Annotated in this window: 10 protein-coding genes; 7 read left to right on the top strand and 3 right to left on the bottom strand. The window is 69.7% G+C overall.

Annotated elements, in window-relative coordinates:
* Positions 1-153: 153 nt before the first annotated feature.
* Positions 154-3,210, top strand: coding sequence for an excinuclease ABC subunit UvrA (gene uvrA / locus ACIQWG_RS07060; RefSeq protein WP_404091384.1), 3,057 nt, complete (start codon positions 154-156; stop codon positions 3,208-3,210).
* Between the two features lie 168 nt (positions 3,211-3,378).
* On the opposite strand, the gene ACIQWG_RS07055 is transcribed toward uvrA, so the two are convergent.
* From ACIQWG_RS07055 to ACIQWG_RS07045, 3 genes are all read right to left on the bottom strand, one after another.
* Positions 3,379-4,290, bottom strand: coding sequence for a carbohydrate kinase (locus ACIQWG_RS07055; RefSeq protein WP_404091381.1), 912 nt, complete (start codon positions 4,288-4,290; stop codon positions 3,379-3,381).
* Positions 4,287-5,435, bottom strand: a complete 1,149-nt coding sequence (locus ACIQWG_RS07050; RefSeq protein WP_404091378.1) for a LacI family DNA-binding transcriptional regulator — start codon at positions 5,433-5,435, stop codon at positions 4,287-4,289. The genes ACIQWG_RS07055 and ACIQWG_RS07050 overlap by 4 nt, the downstream gene beginning before the upstream one ends.
* Before the next feature lie 280 nt (positions 5,436-5,715).
* Complete coding sequence (locus ACIQWG_RS07045) at positions 5,716-6,672, bottom strand: hypothetical protein (RefSeq protein WP_404091375.1); 957 nt, start codon at positions 6,670-6,672, stop codon at positions 5,716-5,718.
* A 643-nt stretch (positions 6,673-7,315) separates the two neighbouring features.
* Here ACIQWG_RS07045 and uvrC point away from each other — a divergent pair.
* The 6 genes from uvrC to gap all read left to right on the top strand — a co-directional run bounded on the left by uvrC (position 7,316) and on the right by gap (position 16,895).
* Positions 7,316-9,496 carry an excinuclease ABC subunit UvrC gene (gene uvrC, locus ACIQWG_RS07040; protein WP_404091373.1) on the top strand — a complete coding sequence of 727 codons (2,181 nt, stop codon included), beginning with the start codon at positions 7,316-7,318 and terminating at the stop codon, positions 9,494-9,496.
* Positions 9,493-10,509 (top strand): RNase adapter RapZ, encoded by a 1,017-nt coding sequence (rapZ, locus tag ACIQWG_RS07035; protein ID WP_404091371.1) that lies wholly within the window; start codon positions 9,493-9,495, stop codon positions 10,507-10,509. The genes uvrC and rapZ overlap by 4 nt, the downstream gene beginning before the upstream one ends.
* On the top strand, positions 10,506-11,573 hold the full coding sequence (yvcK, locus tag ACIQWG_RS07030; RefSeq protein WP_404091368.1) for a uridine diphosphate-N-acetylglucosamine-binding protein YvcK: 1,068 nt from the start codon (positions 10,506-10,508) through the stop codon (positions 11,571-11,573). Before rapZ ends, yvcK begins: the two co-directional genes overlap by 4 nt.
* On the top strand, positions 11,564-12,553 hold the full coding sequence (whiA, locus tag ACIQWG_RS07025; RefSeq protein ID WP_062719176.1) for a DNA-binding protein WhiA: 990 nt from the start codon (positions 11,564-11,566) through the stop codon (positions 12,551-12,553). Before yvcK ends, whiA begins: the two co-directional genes overlap by 10 nt.
* Positions 12,554-12,703: 150 nt before the next feature.
* Positions 12,704-15,658, top strand: coding sequence for a M14 family zinc carboxypeptidase (locus ACIQWG_RS07020; protein WP_404091365.1), 2,955 nt, complete (start codon positions 12,704-12,706; stop codon positions 15,656-15,658).
* A 229-nt stretch (positions 15,659-15,887) separates the two neighbouring features.
* Positions 15,888-16,895, top strand: coding sequence for a type I glyceraldehyde-3-phosphate dehydrogenase (gene gap / locus ACIQWG_RS07015; protein ID WP_404091362.1), 1,008 nt, complete (start codon positions 15,888-15,890; stop codon positions 16,893-16,895).
* Positions 16,896-16,972 lie beyond the last annotated feature (77 nt).

Below are 16,972 nucleotides of genomic sequence, written 5' to 3'. Positions count from 1 at the left end.
GCATGCTGGAAGGCCCGGGATTGTTGTCACAACCGGGAATCCGACCGGCGTTGTCAGTGGCTCCCCCTAGTCTGAAAACACGGGGGCCTAGTCCGAGAACACACGGGGGGCCTCGCCCCCCTGTCACTTCTCTCAAGAAAGGTGCGGACCGGCGTGGCCGACCGTCTCATCGTCCGTGGCGCGCGCGAGCACAACCTGAAGAATGTCTCGCTCGACCTGCCGCGCGACTCGCTCATCGTCTTCACGGGCCTGTCGGGGTCGGGTAAGTCCTCGCTGGCCTTCGACACCATCTTCGCCGAGGGACAGCGGCGCTACGTGGAGTCGCTGTCGTCGTACGCTCGGCAGTTCCTCGGTCAGATGGACAAGCCGGACGTCGACTTCATCGAGGGCCTGTCGCCGGCGGTCTCCATCGACCAGAAGTCGACCTCGCGCAACCCGCGCTCGACGGTCGGCACCATCACCGAGGTCTACGACTACCTGCGGCTGCTCTTCGCCCGCATCGGCAAGCCCCACTGCCCCCAGTGCGGTCGCCCGATCTCCCGCCAGTCGCCGCAGGCCATCGTCGACAAGGTCCTGGAGCTGCCGGAGGGGAGTCGCTTCCAGGTCCTGTCGCCGCTGGTCCGCGAGCGCAAGGGCGAGTTCGTCGACCTCTTCGCCGACCTCCAGACCAAGGGCTACTCGCGCGCGCGGGTGGACGGCGAGACGATCCAGCTGTCCAGCCCGCCCACGCTGAAGAAGCAGGAGAAGCACACCATCGAGGTGGTCGTCGACCGCCTCACGGTGAAGGACTCCGCCAAGCGCCGCCTGACCGACTCGGTGGAGACCGCCCTCGGCCTGTCCGGCGGCATGGTCGTGCTCGACTTCGTCGACCTTCCCGACGACGACCCCGAGCGCGAGCGCATGTACTCGGAGCACCTGTACTGCCCGTACGACGACCTCTCCTTCGAGGAGCTGGAGCCGCGCTCCTTCTCCTTCAACTCGCCCTTCGGCGCCTGCCCCGAGTGCACCGGCATCGGCACGCGCATGGAGGTCGACCCCGAGCTGATCGTCCCGGACGAGGACAAGTCCCTCGACGAGGGCGCCATCCACCCCTGGTCGCACGGCCACACCAAGGACTACTTCGGCCGACTGATCGGCGCCCTCGCGGACGCGCTCGGCTTCCGGACCGACATCCCCTTCGCGGGCCTGCCGCAGCGTGCCAAGAAGGCTCTGCTGTACGGCCACAAGACGCAGATCGAGGTCCGCTACCGCAACCGCTACGGGCGCGAGCGTGTGTACACGACGCCCTTCGAAGGGGCCGTCCCCTTCGTCAAGCGCCGGCACAGCGAGGCCGAGAGCGACGCCAGCCGCGAGCGCTTCGAGGGCTACATGCGCGAAGTGCCCTGCCCCACCTGTGAGGGCACGCGCCTGAAGCCGATCGTCCTCGCGGTGACGGTCATGGAGAAGTCGATCGCCGAGGTCTCCGCGATGTCGATCAGCGACTGCGCGGAGTTCCTGGGCGAGCTGAAGCTGAACGCCCGCGACAAGAAGATCGCCGAGCGCGTGCTGAAGGAGGTCAACGAGCGGCTGCGGTTCCTGGTCGACGTCGGCCTGGACTACCTCTCGCTCAACCGCGCGGCCGGCACCCTCTCCGGCGGCGAGGCCCAGCGCATCCGCCTGGCCACCCAGATCGGCTCCGGACTCGTCGGCGTGCTGTACGTCCTCGACGAGCCGTCCATCGGCCTGCACCAGCGCGACAACCACCGGCTGATCGAGACGCTCGTCCGGCTGCGCGACATGGGCAACACGCTCATCGTCGTGGAGCACGACGAGGACACCATCAAGACGGCCGACTGGATCGTCGACATCGGCCCCGGCGCCGGTGAGCACGGCGGCAAGGTCGTGCACAGCGGCTCCCTGAAGGAACTGCTCGCCAACGCCGAGTCACAGACCGGTCTGTACCTCGCCGGCAAGAAGGCGATCCCGCTGCCCGACATCCGGCGCCCGCGCGACCCGTCCCGGCAGCTCACGGTGCACGGCGCCCGTGAGAACAACCTCCAGGACATCGACGTCTCGTTCCCGCTGGGCGTGTTCACGGCGGTCACGGGCGTATCCGGCTCCGGCAAGTCGACGCTGGTCAACGACATCCTGTACACACACCTGGCCCGCGAGCTCAACGGCGCGCGCAACGTCCCCGGGCGCCACACGCGCGTGGACGGCGACGACCTCGTCGACAAGGTCGTACACGTCGACCAGTCGCCCATCGGCCGCACCCCGCGCTCGAACCCGGCGACGTACACCGGCGTCTTCGACCACATCCGCAGGCTGTTCGCCGAGACCACCGAGGCGAAGGTCCGTGGCTACCAGCCCGGCCGCTTCTCCTTCAACGTCAAGGGCGGCCGCTGCGAGAACTGCGCGGGCGACGGCACCATCAAGATCGAGATGAACTTCCTCCCGGACGTGTACGTCCCGTGCGAGGTCTGCCACGGCGCCCGGTACAACCGGGAGACCCTGGAGGTCCACTACAAGGGCAAGTCCATCTCCGAGGTCCTGAACATGCCGATCGAAGAGGCCATGGACTTCTTCGAGGCCGTCCCGGCGATCAACCGACACCTCAAGACGCTGAACGACGTCGGTCTCGGCTACGTCCGGCTAGGCCAGGCCGCGACCACCCTGTCCGGTGGTGAGGCCCAGCGGGTCAAGCTCGCCAGCGAGCTTCAGAAGCGCTCCACCGGCCGCACGGTCTACGTCCTGGACGAGCCGACGACCGGTCTGCACTTCGAGGACATCAGCAAGCTGCTGAAGGTCCTGGCCGGTCTGGTGGACAAGGGCAACACGGTCATCGTCATCGAGCACAACCTCGATGTGATCAAGACCGCCGACTGGGTCGTGGACATGGGCCCCGAGGGCGGCGCCGGCGGTGGCCTCGTCATCGCCGAGGGCACGCCCGAGGCCGTTGCCGCGGTTCCGACCAGCCACACCGGCAAGTTCCTGCGCGAGGTCCTCGGCGCCGACCGGATCAGCGACGCGGCCTCGGTGAAGGCCCCGCGCAAGGCGGCCGCCAAGAAGACGGTTGCGGCAGGGTCGGCGGCGAAGAAGACCGCGACGGCCAAGACCACGAGGGCGGTCAACAACAAGGCCACCGACAAGACCGCCGGAGCGACCAAGAAGGCGGCCGCCGCGAAGAAGGCCACGCCGGCGAAGAAGACGACGAGGGCCCGCAAGGCCTGAGGCAGGCGGGCCACGAGTCCTGACACATTGCGAAAAAGTGCGGCGCCCCGCGGGAACTCCCCGCGGGGCGCCGCCCGTTGCATGATCAGCCGCCCGATCCAGGCGGCCATGACGGACCTTGACTCCTCAACAGCGGATCGAAGAAGAGAACGGCCCCCGGAACGCCTCCTAGAAGTCCCCCAGTTCGGAGGCGTACGGCGGTTCTGCTCCCGCCCGCGAGCAGGTGATCGCGGCAGCCCGCGCCGCGAACCGCAGCAGCCGTGTCCAGCCGTCGGCGCCGAGTCCCACGAGCGCCTCGGCGGACAGGGCGTCCTGGGCGGCCAAGCCGTGCAGCAGGGCCGCGTTCACGGTGTCGCCCGCACCGATCGTGTCCACGACGTCGACCTCTTCGCCCGGCACGGAGTGCACCCCGCCGTCCCGTGTGAAGGCGGTCAGACCCTCACCGCCCTGAGTGATCACGACGGCCGCAGGTCCCGCGGCCAGCCACTCGGTCGGCGTGCCGCCCAGCCACAGCGCGTCCTCCTCCGACAGCTTGAGCAGCGACACCGACGGCAGCCAGCTCTTGAACCTGGCCCGGTAGCCGTCCGGGTCGGGGATGAGGCCGGCCCTGATGTTCGGGTCCAGCGCGGTGAAGATCCCTCGCGCGGCCGCGCTCCGCATCAGCTCCTCATAGGCGCTCGCCCCCGGTTCCAGGACGAGCGAACAGGTGCCGAAAGAGACCGCTCGGGTCGCGGCGGGCAGCTCCGCGGGCGCGGTGAAGAGCCGGTCGGCGGTGCCCTCGACGTAGAAGGAGTAGGCGGCCGAGCCCTTCTCGTCGATGGTGGCGACCGCGAGCGTGGTCGGCTCCAGGCCACGCTGCACGGCCGACACATCCACCCCGGCCTCCCGCAACCCGTCGAGCAGGGCCTCGCCGAACGCGTCGGAGGAGGTCCGGGAACAGAAGGCGGTGGGGGAGCCGAGGCGGCCGAGGGCCACGGCGGTGTTGAAGGGGCCGCCGCCGAGCGCCGGCTTCAGGCTCGCGAGGGCGCCTGTGCCCTGCGGTACCAGGTCGATCAGGGCCTCACCGGCGACGACGATCACGAGACGGTTCCTTTCACGGACGTCAGGGACTCTTCGGGGCTGTCGGATGTCAGGGGCTCAGCGGTGCCCTCGGGTTTCTCGGACACCGTGGGTGCCGTCCACGTGGCGGACCTCCCCGGCCGTTTCGGGGGCTCCGCGCAGCCGCACGAGGTGCGATGCACGAACGTGCACGCGAGTCGCACGGTCCGCACGGGCCGGTCCGGCGAGGCGAGCCGGTCCAGGAGCACGCGCACGGCCTGTCCGCCGAGGTCCCTGCTGGGCTGGGCGATCGCGGTGAGCCGGGGCGAGAACAGGTCGGCCCAGGCGAAGTCGTCGAAGCAGCACAGCGCGATGTCCTCGGGCACGGACAGGCCGTGATCGCGCAGGCTGCGCAAGGCACCCATGGTCATCGCGTTGTTGGCGGTGACGAGTGCGGTGGGCGGCGAGGCGAGCGACAGCAGCGCGGTGGTGGCCCGTTCGGCGCCGGCCGACTCGGAGTCGCCGTGTACGACGAGGCGTCCGTCGTAGGCGAGCCCGGTGGCCGTCAGGGCGTCCCGGTATCCGGTGATCCGCTCGTCGGTGGTGCTGAGTCCGGGCAGCCCGGCGACCAGGCCGATCCGTCGGTGTCCGAGGTCGGCGAGGTGGGTGACCAATTGGGCCATGGGTGCGACACCGTCGGCGCAGACCTGGTCGAAGCGCGTCGAGCCGTCCGCCGAGGCGTCGACCACGCGGTCGAGAAGGACGGTCGGCACCTTGTGGCGCCCGAGGTAGGCCAGCAGTTCCCCGGGGTCGGCGGAGGGCGCCACGATCACGCCGTCCACGCGGCGCTCGTGCAGGAGCTGGGCGACCTTGCGTTCATGCGCCGGGTCGTCGTGGGGGTCGGCGATGAGCAAGCTGTAGCCGTGTTCCAGGGCGGCGGCCTCGACGCCCTGGAGTATCTCCGTGAAGTACGGGTTGCTGATCGCCGACACCGCGAGCCCGATGGAGCGGGTGCGCGAGGTCACCAGGGAACGGGCCAGGGTGTTGGGCGTGTAGCCGAGCTGATCCATGGCATCCAGCACCGCCTGGCGGGTGTGGGGGAGCACGGGACGGGTCCCGTTCAGCACATGGGAGACGGTCGCCACGGACACGCCGGCGCTCCGCGCGACGTCGGCCATGGTCGCCATCGAGATCCCCTCCCTGCGCGGCGCCCTTCCCCTGGGCCGCCGGGCTGCTTCTGGCGGGGAACGTATCCCATTCGGAGCCACACGTAAACGCTTACGCAAGCGATTACGTGCCGGACCACCCAGGAACGGTGCAAGACCCTGCCGGGCCGAACCACCAAAGGCCAAGCGGAGGCAATGGCATGCCGCAAGCAGAAGGCAGCGCTCAGTCCAGGCGATGGCATGCCGCAAGCAGAAGGCGCCGCTCAGTCCCGCCGGGCACGCCCCGAATCGGTGGCGCGGCTCATTCCCACTCCCATCCGATGCCGACGATCCCCGTCCGCACCCGGGGCTCGACCAGGTGGACGGAGCGATGCGGCCCGCTGAGGAGCAGGCCCTGGCGGCCACTGCGGGGTGCGGCTGCCGAGTGCTGGGCGAAGCGGTGGCAGCGGGCCGGCAGAGCGTTCTCGGCGAAGCGGACCTGGAGGGCGTACTGGCCACCCGCGAAATGGAAGCCACGGGCGTACTCGCGGGACACGTCGGCCGTGCCGTCCTCGACGCCGTAGCGGAAGAGATAGGTGTCACCGGCCCGCAGGCGGGTGCCGAAGAGCAACTCGGCGACGAGGATGCCGGTGTCGTGGTGCCAACGCACCCGTCCGGTACGGCAGTTCTCCAGGGCGTGCACCGTCATGCGGTCAGGGGCGCATCCCGGGTCGCCGTGATGGACGGCCACGAAGCGGTCCACACCGTCCCTGTGGGCGCGCACGATGTGATGCGACTCCCGGCCCGCGAGTTCGCGTCGCGTACCTATGCGTACCTGCTCGTGATGGCCCAGGGTGTGCAGTCCGCTGTCTACGGGGCAGTTCAGTTCGGCGAGCAGCCGCTCCAGCACGCCCGAGGCCTCCATCAAAGAGCGGTAGGAGCGGGCAGCGGGCTGCTGGAGAGAGGAGTGGTCGTCGGCCTCGGAGAGCAGCCGGATCAGCGACTCCTCCGGCAGTTGAAGGATCTCCTCCAACGCCCGTACCGCCCGCAGTGACTCGGGGCGCTGCGGGCGGCGGGCCCCCTGTTGCCAGTAGCTCAGGCTGGTGACGCCCACCTTCACACCGCGACGGGACAGATGGTGCTGCACACGCTGAAGCGGGAGCCCCCGCGCGGCTATCGCGGCGCGCAGCGCGACATGGAAGGGGCCGCCTCGCAGAGCCGTGTCCAGTTCCGCGGAGGCGACGGCGGCGATGTCCGCGTGCTGTGTGGCGTGCGGCATGGAGGGGCCTTTCTGTGGTGTTCACAACGGCTGGTCAGACCGTTCACGCGAGTGATCGAGGCCACCCCGTCGGCGCGGTGGGGAGTCTTCACATCCGTACGCCGCCGTTCAGTCCCCGAGTTCCCCCGCATTGAAGCGTGTTGACCAAGTCCCGACAACACCTGATGCCCAACCGCCACGCACTCCTGGCCGACTCGCGATGCGTCCGATTCAAGTCGTGCCATTCGTCCCCTGGACCCCGTCCCCGGTGCGGGGGCGTGCCGGCACCCTGTCCGGCGTTTGTCGGAGACATCGCCTCCTGACCTCGGGGCTGCCGCCGCCGACACGCGCTGCTCCCGGCCGTGTGACAGCACAGGCGGCCCGGAGGACCCGCTCACCTCACTGTGCGGGTCCGCGTGAGTCCGGTCGGTGACCTGAGCGGGCCCGGCCGTCGACAGGCCCGATGAGACGCTCGACCGTCTCCTCAGGGGCGGCTCGAACGGCGCCCCCTCGCCGGTCCACGACCCACGCTCGCCACGACCCTCGCCCCACCCCAGCGCCCGCGAGCGCGAGGTCCCCGCCCTGCCCGGAGTCCCGCTGACCATGGCGGGTGGTTGTCCACAGCCTCGCCGGACTGTCACCGGGCGCCAGTAGGGTGTGAGACATGGCCGACCCCTCCAGCTACCGCCCCAAGCCGGGACAGATCCCGGACTCTCCGGGGGTGTACAGGTTCCGTGACGAGCACCGCCGGGTGATCTACGTCGGAAAGGCGAAGAGCCTGCGCCAGCGCCTGGCGAACTACTTCCAGGACCTGGCCGGACTCCACCCGCGCACCCGCACGATGGTGACCACCGCCGCGTCCGTCGAGTGGACGGTGGTGTCCACCGAGGTCGAGGCCCTCCAGCTGGAGTACTCCTGGATCAAGGAGTACGACCCCCGGTTCAACGTCAAATACCGCGACGACAAGAGCTACCCGTATCTCGCGGTGACGATGAACGAGGAGTTCCCGCGCGTGCAGGTGATGCGCGGTCACAAGAAGAAGGGCGTTCGCTACTTCGGGCCGTACGCGCACGCGTGGGCGATCCGTGACACCGTCGACCTCCTGCTGCGTGTCTTCCCGGTCCGCACCTGCTCGGCCGGCGTGTTCAAGAACGCCTCCCGCACCGGCCGCCCCTGCCTGCTCGGCTACATCGGCAAATGCTCCGCCCCCTGCGTCGCACGCGTCTCCGCCGAGGACCACCGGGAACTGGCCGAGGAGTTCTGCGACTTCATGACCGGCCGCACGAACACGTATCTGCGCCGCCTGGAGAAGCAGATGACGGAGGCGGCCGAGGAGATGGAGTACGAGCGGGCCGCCCGACTGCGCGACGACATCGAGGCCCTGAAGAAGGCCATGGAGAAGAACGCGGTCGTGCTCGCCGACGCGACCGACGCCGACCTCATCGCCGTCGCCGAGGACGAGCTGGAGGCGGCCGTGCAGATCTTCCACGTCCGTGGGGGGAGGGTGCGCGGCCAGCGCGGCTGGGTCACCGACAAGGTCGAGGAGATCACCACCGGCGCCCTCGTCGAGCACGCCTTGCAGCAGCTCTACGGCGAGGAGACCGGGGACGCGGTGCCCAAGGAGGTCCTCGTCCCGGCCCTGCCCGACCCGCTGGACCCCGTGCAGGAGTGGCTGTCGGGCCGCCGCGGTTCGAACGTGTCGCTGCGCATCCCCCAGCGGGGTGACAAGCGCGCCCTCATGGAGACCGTCGAGCGCAATGCCCAGCAGGCGCTCGTCCTGCACAAGACCAGGCGCGCCTCCGACCTGACCACCCGCTCGCGCGCGCTGGAGGAGATCGCCGACGCCCTCGACCTGGACAGCGCCCCGCTCAGGATCGAGTGCTACGACATCTCGCATCTCCAGGGCGAGGACGTGGTGGCCTCGATGGTCGTCTTCGAGGACGGACTGGCCCGCAAGAGCGAGTACCGCCGCTTCCAGATCAAGGGCTTCGAAGGCCAGGACGACGTCCGCTCGATGCACGAGGTGATCACCCGCCGCTTCAAGCGCTACCTCGCCGAGAAGGAGCGGACCGGCGAGTGGGCCGACGGCGAGGACCCCCTCGCGGACTCCTCCGGCCCGGACTCCAGCGGTTCCCTCACCGAGCCCTCCTCCGGAGCCGACACGGACTCCTCGTCCGACCCGGTCGGCGGCACCTCGTCCACCGGCCTCACCGACACCTCCTCCGCCCCTCTCGCCAACGGCCTCAAGGACGAGGACGGCCGCCCCAAGCGCTTCGCCTACCCGCCCCAGCTCGTCGTCGTAGACGGTGGACAGCCGCAGGTGGCGGCAGCCCGGCGGGCGCTGGACGAGCTCGGCATCGACGACATCGCGGTCTGCGGCCTGGCCAAGCGCCTGGAGGAGGTCTGGCTGCCCGGCGACGACGACCCGGTCGTGCTGCCCCGCACCAGCGAGGGGCTGTACCTTCTCCAGCGCGTCCGCGACGAGGCCCACCGTTTCGCGATCACCTACCAGCGGACCAAGCGGGGCAAGCGCTTCCGGGCGAGTCCCCTGGACGACGTGCCGGGCCTCGGTGAGACCCGTAAGCAGGCGCTGATCAAGCATTTCGGTTCGGTGAAGAAGCTGCGCGCCGCGACCATCGACCAGATCTGCGAGGTTCCGGGGATAGGTCGCAAAACGGCGGAGACGGTCGCAGCCGCCTTCGCCACGGCGGCTCCGGCCGCACCCGCCGTGAACACGGCGACTGGAGAGATCATGGAAGACGAGGAATCCGAAACGACGGCGGAGACCTCAGGGGAGCCCGTGTCCGCGGGCGCCTCGGACGAACGACGGGGGCAGGAGAGATGAGCGAGCACGAGACACAGCCCACAGGCGAGCGAGATCAGCAGGCCCAGGAAACGCACAAGAAGACCGGCGAGGATCTCACCCAGCAGGACGCACTCCAGAAAGACGGAGCACAGGTGAGTACGGGTAGCGATACAGCCGGGGCCCCCGAGGCGGCCATCCCCGAGCTGGTGATCATCTCCGGCATGTCCGGGGCCGGCCGCTCCACGGCGGCCAAGTGTCTGGAGGACCTCGGCTGGTTCGTGGTCGACAACCTCCCGCCCGCGCTGATCCCCACCATGGTGGAGCTCGGCGCCCGGTCCCAGGGCAACGTGGCGCGGATCGCGGTGGTCGTCGACGTCCGCGGCCGGCGCTTCTTCGACAACCTCCGTGAGTCCCTCTCCGACCTCGACACCCGGGGTGTGACGCGCCGGATCGTCTTCCTGGAGTCCTCCGACGACGCCCTGGTGCGCCGCTTCGAGTCGGTGCGCCGCCCGCACCCGTTGCAGGGCGACGGCCGGATCGTCGACGGCATCGCCGCCGAGCGCGAGCTGCTGCGCGAGCTGCGCGGGGACGCCGACCTGGTGATCGACACCTCCAGCCTCAACGTGCACGAGCTGCGGGCCAAGATGGACGCCCAGTTCGCGGGCGAGGAGGAGCCCGAGCTGCGGGCCACCGTCATGTCCTTCGGCTTCAAGTACGGCCTCCCGGTCGACGCCGACCTGGTCGTGGACATGCGCTTCCTGCCCAACCCGCACTGGGTCCCGGAGCTGCGCGCCTACACCGGCCTCAACGAGGAGGTGTCGGCGTACGTCTTCAACCAGCCCGGCGCGAAGGAGTTCATCGACCGCTACTCCGAGCTGCTCCAGCTGATCGCGGCCGGATACCGTCGTGAGGGCAAGCGGTACGTGACGATCGCGGTCGGCTGCACCGGCGGCAAGCACCGCTCGGTCGCCACATCCGAGAAGCTCGCGGCGCGCCTTGCCTCCCAGGGCGTGGAGACGGTGGTCGTGCACCGGGACATGGGACGGGAATGACGGGACGTACTCCCCGGCTGAGCAGGCTGCGCCGCGCGATGCCCGAGTCGCGCGCCTCCCGGCCCGCCGAGGCCCGTGGCGCAAGGCCCCGCCGCCGGGGCACCCAGCCCAAGGTCGTCGCCCTCGGCGGCGGCATGGGCCTGTCCGCCTCGCTCGCCGCGCTGCGCCGGATCACCGGCGACCTCACCGCCGTGGTCACCGTGGCCGACGACGGCGGCTCCAGCGGGCGCCTGCGCGACGAGCTGGGCGTCCTGCCGCCCGGGGATCTGCGCAAGGCGCTGGCCGCGCTGTGCGGCGACGACGACTGGGGCCAGACCTGGGCCCGGGTCATCCAGCACCGCTTCCACTCCCAGGGCGACCTGCACGACCACGCGGTCGGCAATCTGCTGATCGTCGCCCTGTGGGAGCAGCTCGGCGACCACGTCCAGGCCCTCGACCTGGTCGGCAAGCTGCTCGGCGCGCACGGACGGGTGCTGCCCATGTCCGCCGTGCCCCTGGAGCTCCAGGCCCTGGTCAAGGGGCACGACCCGGATCGGCCCGAGGCGGTCGATACCGTCCGCGGTCAGGCCAACGTCGCCCTCACCCCCGGTGAGGTGCAGTCGGTGCACGTCGTGCCGTCCGACCCGCCCGCCGTCCCGGAGGCCGTCGCCGCCGTCCGGGACGCCGACTGGGTGGTGCTCGGCCCGGGGTCCTGGTTCTCCTCGGTCATCCCTCATCTGCTGGTGCCCGAACTGCTGGACGCGCTCATCGAGACGAAGGCGCGCCGGGTACTCTCCCTGAACCTCGCCCCGCAGCCCGGAGAAACCGAGGGCTTCTCCCCGCAGCGTCATTTGGAGGTTTTGGGACGACACGCCCCTAAACTCGCCCTGGACGTGGTGCTGGCCGACGAGGCTGCCGTGCCCGACCGCGAAGTGCTCACCGAGGCGGCCAAGCGGCTCGGTGCCGCGGTCGAGCTGGCCCCGGTGGCCCGGACTGACGGGACGCCCCGGCACGACCCGGAGCTCCTCGCCGCCGCGTACGACCGTATTTTTCGGATGCATGGAAGGATCGGCCCATGGCGATGACGGCAGCGGTGAAGGATGAGATCTCCCGGCTCCCCGTCACCCGGACCTGTTGCAGGAAGGCGGAGGTCTCCGCCATTCTGCGGTTCGCCGGCGGCCTCCACCTGGTCAGCGGGCGCATCGTGATCGAGGCGGAGCTGGACACCGCGATGGCGGCCCGCAGACTCAAGCGGGACATCCTGGAGATCTTCGGCCACAGCTCCGAGCTGATCGTGATGGCGCCGGGCGGGCTGCGCCGCGGTTCGCGCTACGTCGTACGGGTGGTCGCCGGCGGTGACCAGCTGGCCCGCCAGACCGGTCTGGTCGACGGGCGGGGCCGCCCGATCCGCGGCCTGCCCCCGCAGGTGGTCTCCGGCGCGACCTGTGACGCCGAGGCCGCCTGGCGCGGTGCCTTCCTCGCGCACGGTTCGCTCACCGAGCCCGGCCGTTCGTCCTCCCTGGAGGTGACCTGCCCGGGCCCCGAGGCCGCGCTCGCCCTGGTCGGCGCCGCCCGCCGGCTGTCGATCGCCGCGAAGGCCCGCGAGGTCCGGGGCGTCGACCGGGTGGTGGTCCGGGACGGCGACGCGATCGGCGCCCTGCTCACCCGCCTCGGCGCGCACGAGTCCGTGCTGGCCTGGGAGGAGCGCAGGATGCGCCGCGAGGTCCGCGCCACGGCGAACCGCCTCGCCAACTTCGACGACGCCAACCTCCGCCGTTCCGCGCGCGCCGCCGTCGCCGCCGGTGCCCGGGTCCAGCGCGCCCTGGAGATCCTCGGCGAGGAGGTCCCCGAGCACCTCGCCGCCGCCGGACGCCTGCGCATGGAGCACAAGCAGGCCTCCCTGGAGGAGCTGGGCGCGCTCGCCGACCCGCCGCTGACCAAGGACGCCGTCGCCGGCCGTATCCGCCGGCTGCTGGCCATGGCCGACAAGCGGGCCCAGGACCTCGGCATCCCCGGTACGGAGGCCAACCTCTCCGAGGAGCTGGCGGACAACCTCGTGGGGTGAACCGACCGGCCGCAACAGATCGGCGCCGACGCGCACTTGGGACGTCGGCGCCGGTATTTGTCGGTCTTTGCCGCACTCTTGACGGAAGCGTGAAGTGGCATGAGCCTGGCAGTCATTCGCCGCTGTGGCGAAACACTGCTAGGGGGGTACATGAGACCCAGAGCGAGATCGATCCTCGCTGTCGGCGCGCTCCTCATAGGTGGAGCGAGTATCGCACCCATCGCCCAGGCACAACCGGAAAGTTCGCGGGATTCCGACCCCAGCGAAGTGAAGGTCTTCCGGGCCGAGGTCAGCAAACAGCAGGTACCCCTGCTGCTGGCGGCCGGCCAGGACGGCCACGAACTCAGTGAGCAGGCGCCCGCGAAGGGCACGACCACCGTCGAGGTCTACCTCACCGACGACCAGGCCAAGAAGCTGGAGAAGCAGGGCGTCGAGCTCACCGAGCACGACCTCTCCGCCAGGGCCGAGGCGCGTACCGAGAAGGCCGCGGAGGGCGTGTACCGCCCGTACAGCGGGAGCGGAGGGCTCAAGGAGGAGATCGTCCGGGCCGGACAGGAGAACCCCGACCTCACCAAGGTCGTCTCCATCGGCAAGACGATCAACGGCCAGGACATCCTGGCTCTCAAGCTCACCAAGAACGCGAAGAAGACCAAGGACGGCTCCAAGCCCTCCGTCCTGTACGTCTCGAACCAGCACGCGCGGGAGTGGATCACGCCGGAGATGACCCGGCGCCTGATGCACCACTACCTGGACAACTACAAGACGGACAAGCGGGTCAAGAAGATCGTCGACTCGACCGAACTGTGGTTCGTCCTGTCCGCGAACCCGGACGGCTACGACTACACGTTCCAGGACTCCGCCAACCGTCTGTGGCGCAAGAACCTGCGGGACATCAACGGCGACGGCACCATCAGCACCGGCGACGGCGTCGACCTCAACCGCAACTTCACCTACAAGTGGGGCTACGACGACGAGGGTTCGTCCCCCAACCCCACCAGCGAGACCTACCGCGGCGCGTCCCCGGCCTCCGAGCCCGAGACCAAGGCACTGGACGCCTTCGAACGTCGTATCGGCTTCGCCTACGGCATCAACTACCACTCCGCCGCCGAACTCCTCCTCTACGGAGTCGGCTGGCAGGTGGCCACCGACACGCCCGACGACGTGATGTACAAGGCACTCGCCGGTACGCCGGACAACTCCGCGATCCCCGGCTACCACCCGCAGGTCTCCTCGGAGCTGTACACCACCAACGGCGAGGCCGACGGCCATGCCGCGAACGTCAACGGCATCGCGATGTTCACGCCGGAGATGTCGACCTGTCAGACCGCGTCGCAGATCGACCCGAACGACCAGTGGAACGCGGCCGACTGCCAGTCCGTCTTCAACTTCCCGGACGACGAGAAGCTGATCCAGCAGGAGTTCGCCAAGAACGTGCCGTTCGCGCTCTCCGTCGCCGAGAGCGCCGCCCGCCCGGACCAGCCCGTGTCCTCGATCGGGGCGAAGGCCGCCGACTTCACGCCGGCGCCGTTCACCACGTCGTACTCGCGCGGCGCGGACCAGGAAGTCTCGGTCGTGGCACGCAAGTCCGTGCGTGACAAGGAGCTCAAGTACCGCGTCAACGGCGGCCGTACGCACGACATGGCGCTCAGGCCGTGGAAGGGCGGCGAGACGTACGGCGGTGAGGACAACCTCTACTTCGACCAGTACCGCGCCAAGGTCGCCGACGGCGACCAGGGTGACAAGGTCGAGGTGTGGTTCACCGGTGAGACCAGGAGCGGCAAGAAGGTCTCCAGCGAGCACTTCACGTACACGGTGGCCGAACGGCCCCGCGCGGACGTCCTCGTGGTCGCCGAGGAGGGCGCCGGCGCCCCGCACGCGCAGCAGTACGTCGACGCGCTCAAGGCCAACGGTCACCGTGCGATCGTCTGGGACGTCGCCGCGCAGGGCGCGCCCGACGCGCTCGGCGTGCTGAGCCACTTCGACACCGTCGTCCACTACACCGGCGCCAACGTCCCGGGCAACGCCACCCAACTCCAGCTGCGTGCCCACCTGAACGAGGGCGGCAAGCTGATGGAGGCGGGCGAACAGGCCGGCGGCAACGTCGACCTCGGCGGCGGCACCCTGTCGAACGACTTCAGCCAGTACTACCTGGGCGCCTACTCCCGTACGTCGCTCCCCGGCGCCACCGGCTTCACCGGATCCGGCCGGCTCGGCGGCACCACCGCGGCGCTCGGCGCGGCCACCGGCAACCCGCTGGACAAGGCCGGGAGTTACAGCGTCACCTCGGACCAGCTGTCCGTCGACACCTACCCGCAGTTCGCCAGCGCGGGGGCGGGTCAGTTCGCCGGCACCGTCAACCCCTACGGGCCGTACGCGGGTTCGTGGATGGCGGCCGCCGTGCACACCGACGACGCCTACAAGCGGCTCACCAGGACCGTCGACCTCAGCGGTGTGACCGCGGCGCAGCAGCCGACCCTGCGCACCCAGCTGCTCTGGGACGTCGAGCCCGGCTACGACAACGTCCTGTTCGAGGCCCACACCACCGGGGCCGAGGACTGGACGACACTCCCCGAGAAGGGCGGCGCCACCAGCGCCACCGTCCCGGCGGAGTGCGAGGCCGGCTTCTACATGGCCGAACACCCCTGGCTTGCGCACTACCTGACGCAGTCGGCCGCCGGCTGCACCGCGTCCGGCACCAGCGGCCAGTGGAACGCGCTCACCGGCGCCTCGGCGGGCTGGCAGCAGGTCGAGTACGACCTGAGCGCGTACGCGGGCAAGACGGTCGAGCTCTCGATCAGCTATGTCAGCGACCCGGGCTTCGGCGGACGCGGCGTCCTCGCCGACCAGGCCTCGCTCGTCGTCGGCGGCACGGCCACCGAGACCGAGGGCTTCGAGACCTCGCTCGGCGCCTGGAGCGTGACCGGACCGCCCGCGGGCAGCCCGGCCGTGCTCAAGGACTGGACGCGCACCGGAGCGCTGTTCCAGACCTACGGCGCGATCACCACGGACGACACGGTGCTCCTCGGCTTCGGCCTGGAACACGTCACCGCGGCGGCCGACCGAACGGCGCTCATCGGCAAGGCTCTCGACTCACTTGACGAGTGACACGCCGAGGTCAACTGAGTGCAACGCACAGTGACCGGATCGAGTGATCCGGGCTTGTGGGCGGGGCGGTCCGTACCCCTACTGACGGGTACGGACCGCCGTGCCGTGTATGAGGCATCTGGATGTCACCACCGTGGCCTCAGGGAGGTAGGGTCGTAGGCGGTCGGGGACATCCCAAACAGAGCTCGCCGGCACCGCATGGCCGGCGTACCAACGAGGAGATCGGTTCGTGACGATCCGCGTAGGCATCAACGGCTTCGGTCGTATCGGTCGCAACTACTTCCGCGCACTGCTGGAGCAGGGTGCTGACATCGAGATCGTGGCTGTCAACGACCTGGGTGACACCGCGACCACTGCTCACCTGCTGAAGTACGACACCATCCTGGGTCGTCTCAAGCAGGAGGTCACCCACACCGCCGACACCATCACGGTCGAAGGCAGGACCATCAAGGTCCTTTCCGAGCGCAACCCCGCCGACATCCCGTGGGGCGAGCTGGGCGTCGACATCGTCATCGAGTCGACCGGCATCTTCACCAAGAAGGAAGACGCCGCGAAGCACATCGCCGGTGGCGCGAAGAAGGTCCTCATCTCGGCCCCGGCCAAGGACGAGGACATCACCATCGTGATGGGCGTCAACCAGGACAAGTACGACCCGGCGAACCACCACGTCATCTCCAACGCCTCCTGCACCACCAACTGTGTGGCGCCGATGGCCAAGGTGCTCGACGAGAACTTCGGCATCGTCAAGGGCCTGATGACGACGGTGCACGCGTACACCAACGACCAGCGCATCCTGGACTTCCCGCACAAGGACCTGCGTCGCGCCCGGGCCGCCGCGGAGAACATCATCCCGACCACGACGGGTGCCGCGAAGGCGACCGCCCTGGTCCTCCCGCAGCTCAAGGGCAAGCTGGACGGCATCGCCATGCGCGTCCCGGTCCCGACCGGCTCGGCCACCGACCTCGTCGTGGAGCTGTCCCGCGAGGTCACCAAGGACGAGGTCAACGCCGCCTTCAAGAAGGCCTCCGAGGGCGAGCTCCAGGGCTATCTGTCCTACACCGAGGACGAGATCGTCTCCTCGGACATCGTCGGGGACCCGGCGTCCTGCACCTTCGACTCCTCCCTGACCATGGTCCAGGAGGGCACATCGGTGAAGATCCTCGGCTGGTACGACAACGAGTGGGGCTACTCCAACCGCCTCGTCGACCTGACGGTCTTCGTCGGCAACCAGCTCTGATCGGCGGAGCAGGCACCTTGACGTAGGGCAGGGCCCGTGCGGCGCAGGGACGCGCCGCCCGGGCCCTGACTCACGTG

It is taken from the genome of Streptomyces sp. NPDC098781 (assembly GCF_044759995.1).
Taxonomy (GTDB): Bacteria; Actinomycetota; Actinomycetes; order Streptomycetales; family Streptomycetaceae; genus Streptomyces.
The sequence above is the reverse complement of the archived record's forward strand: the minus strand, read 5'-3'. Positions and strand labels throughout refer to the sequence as shown.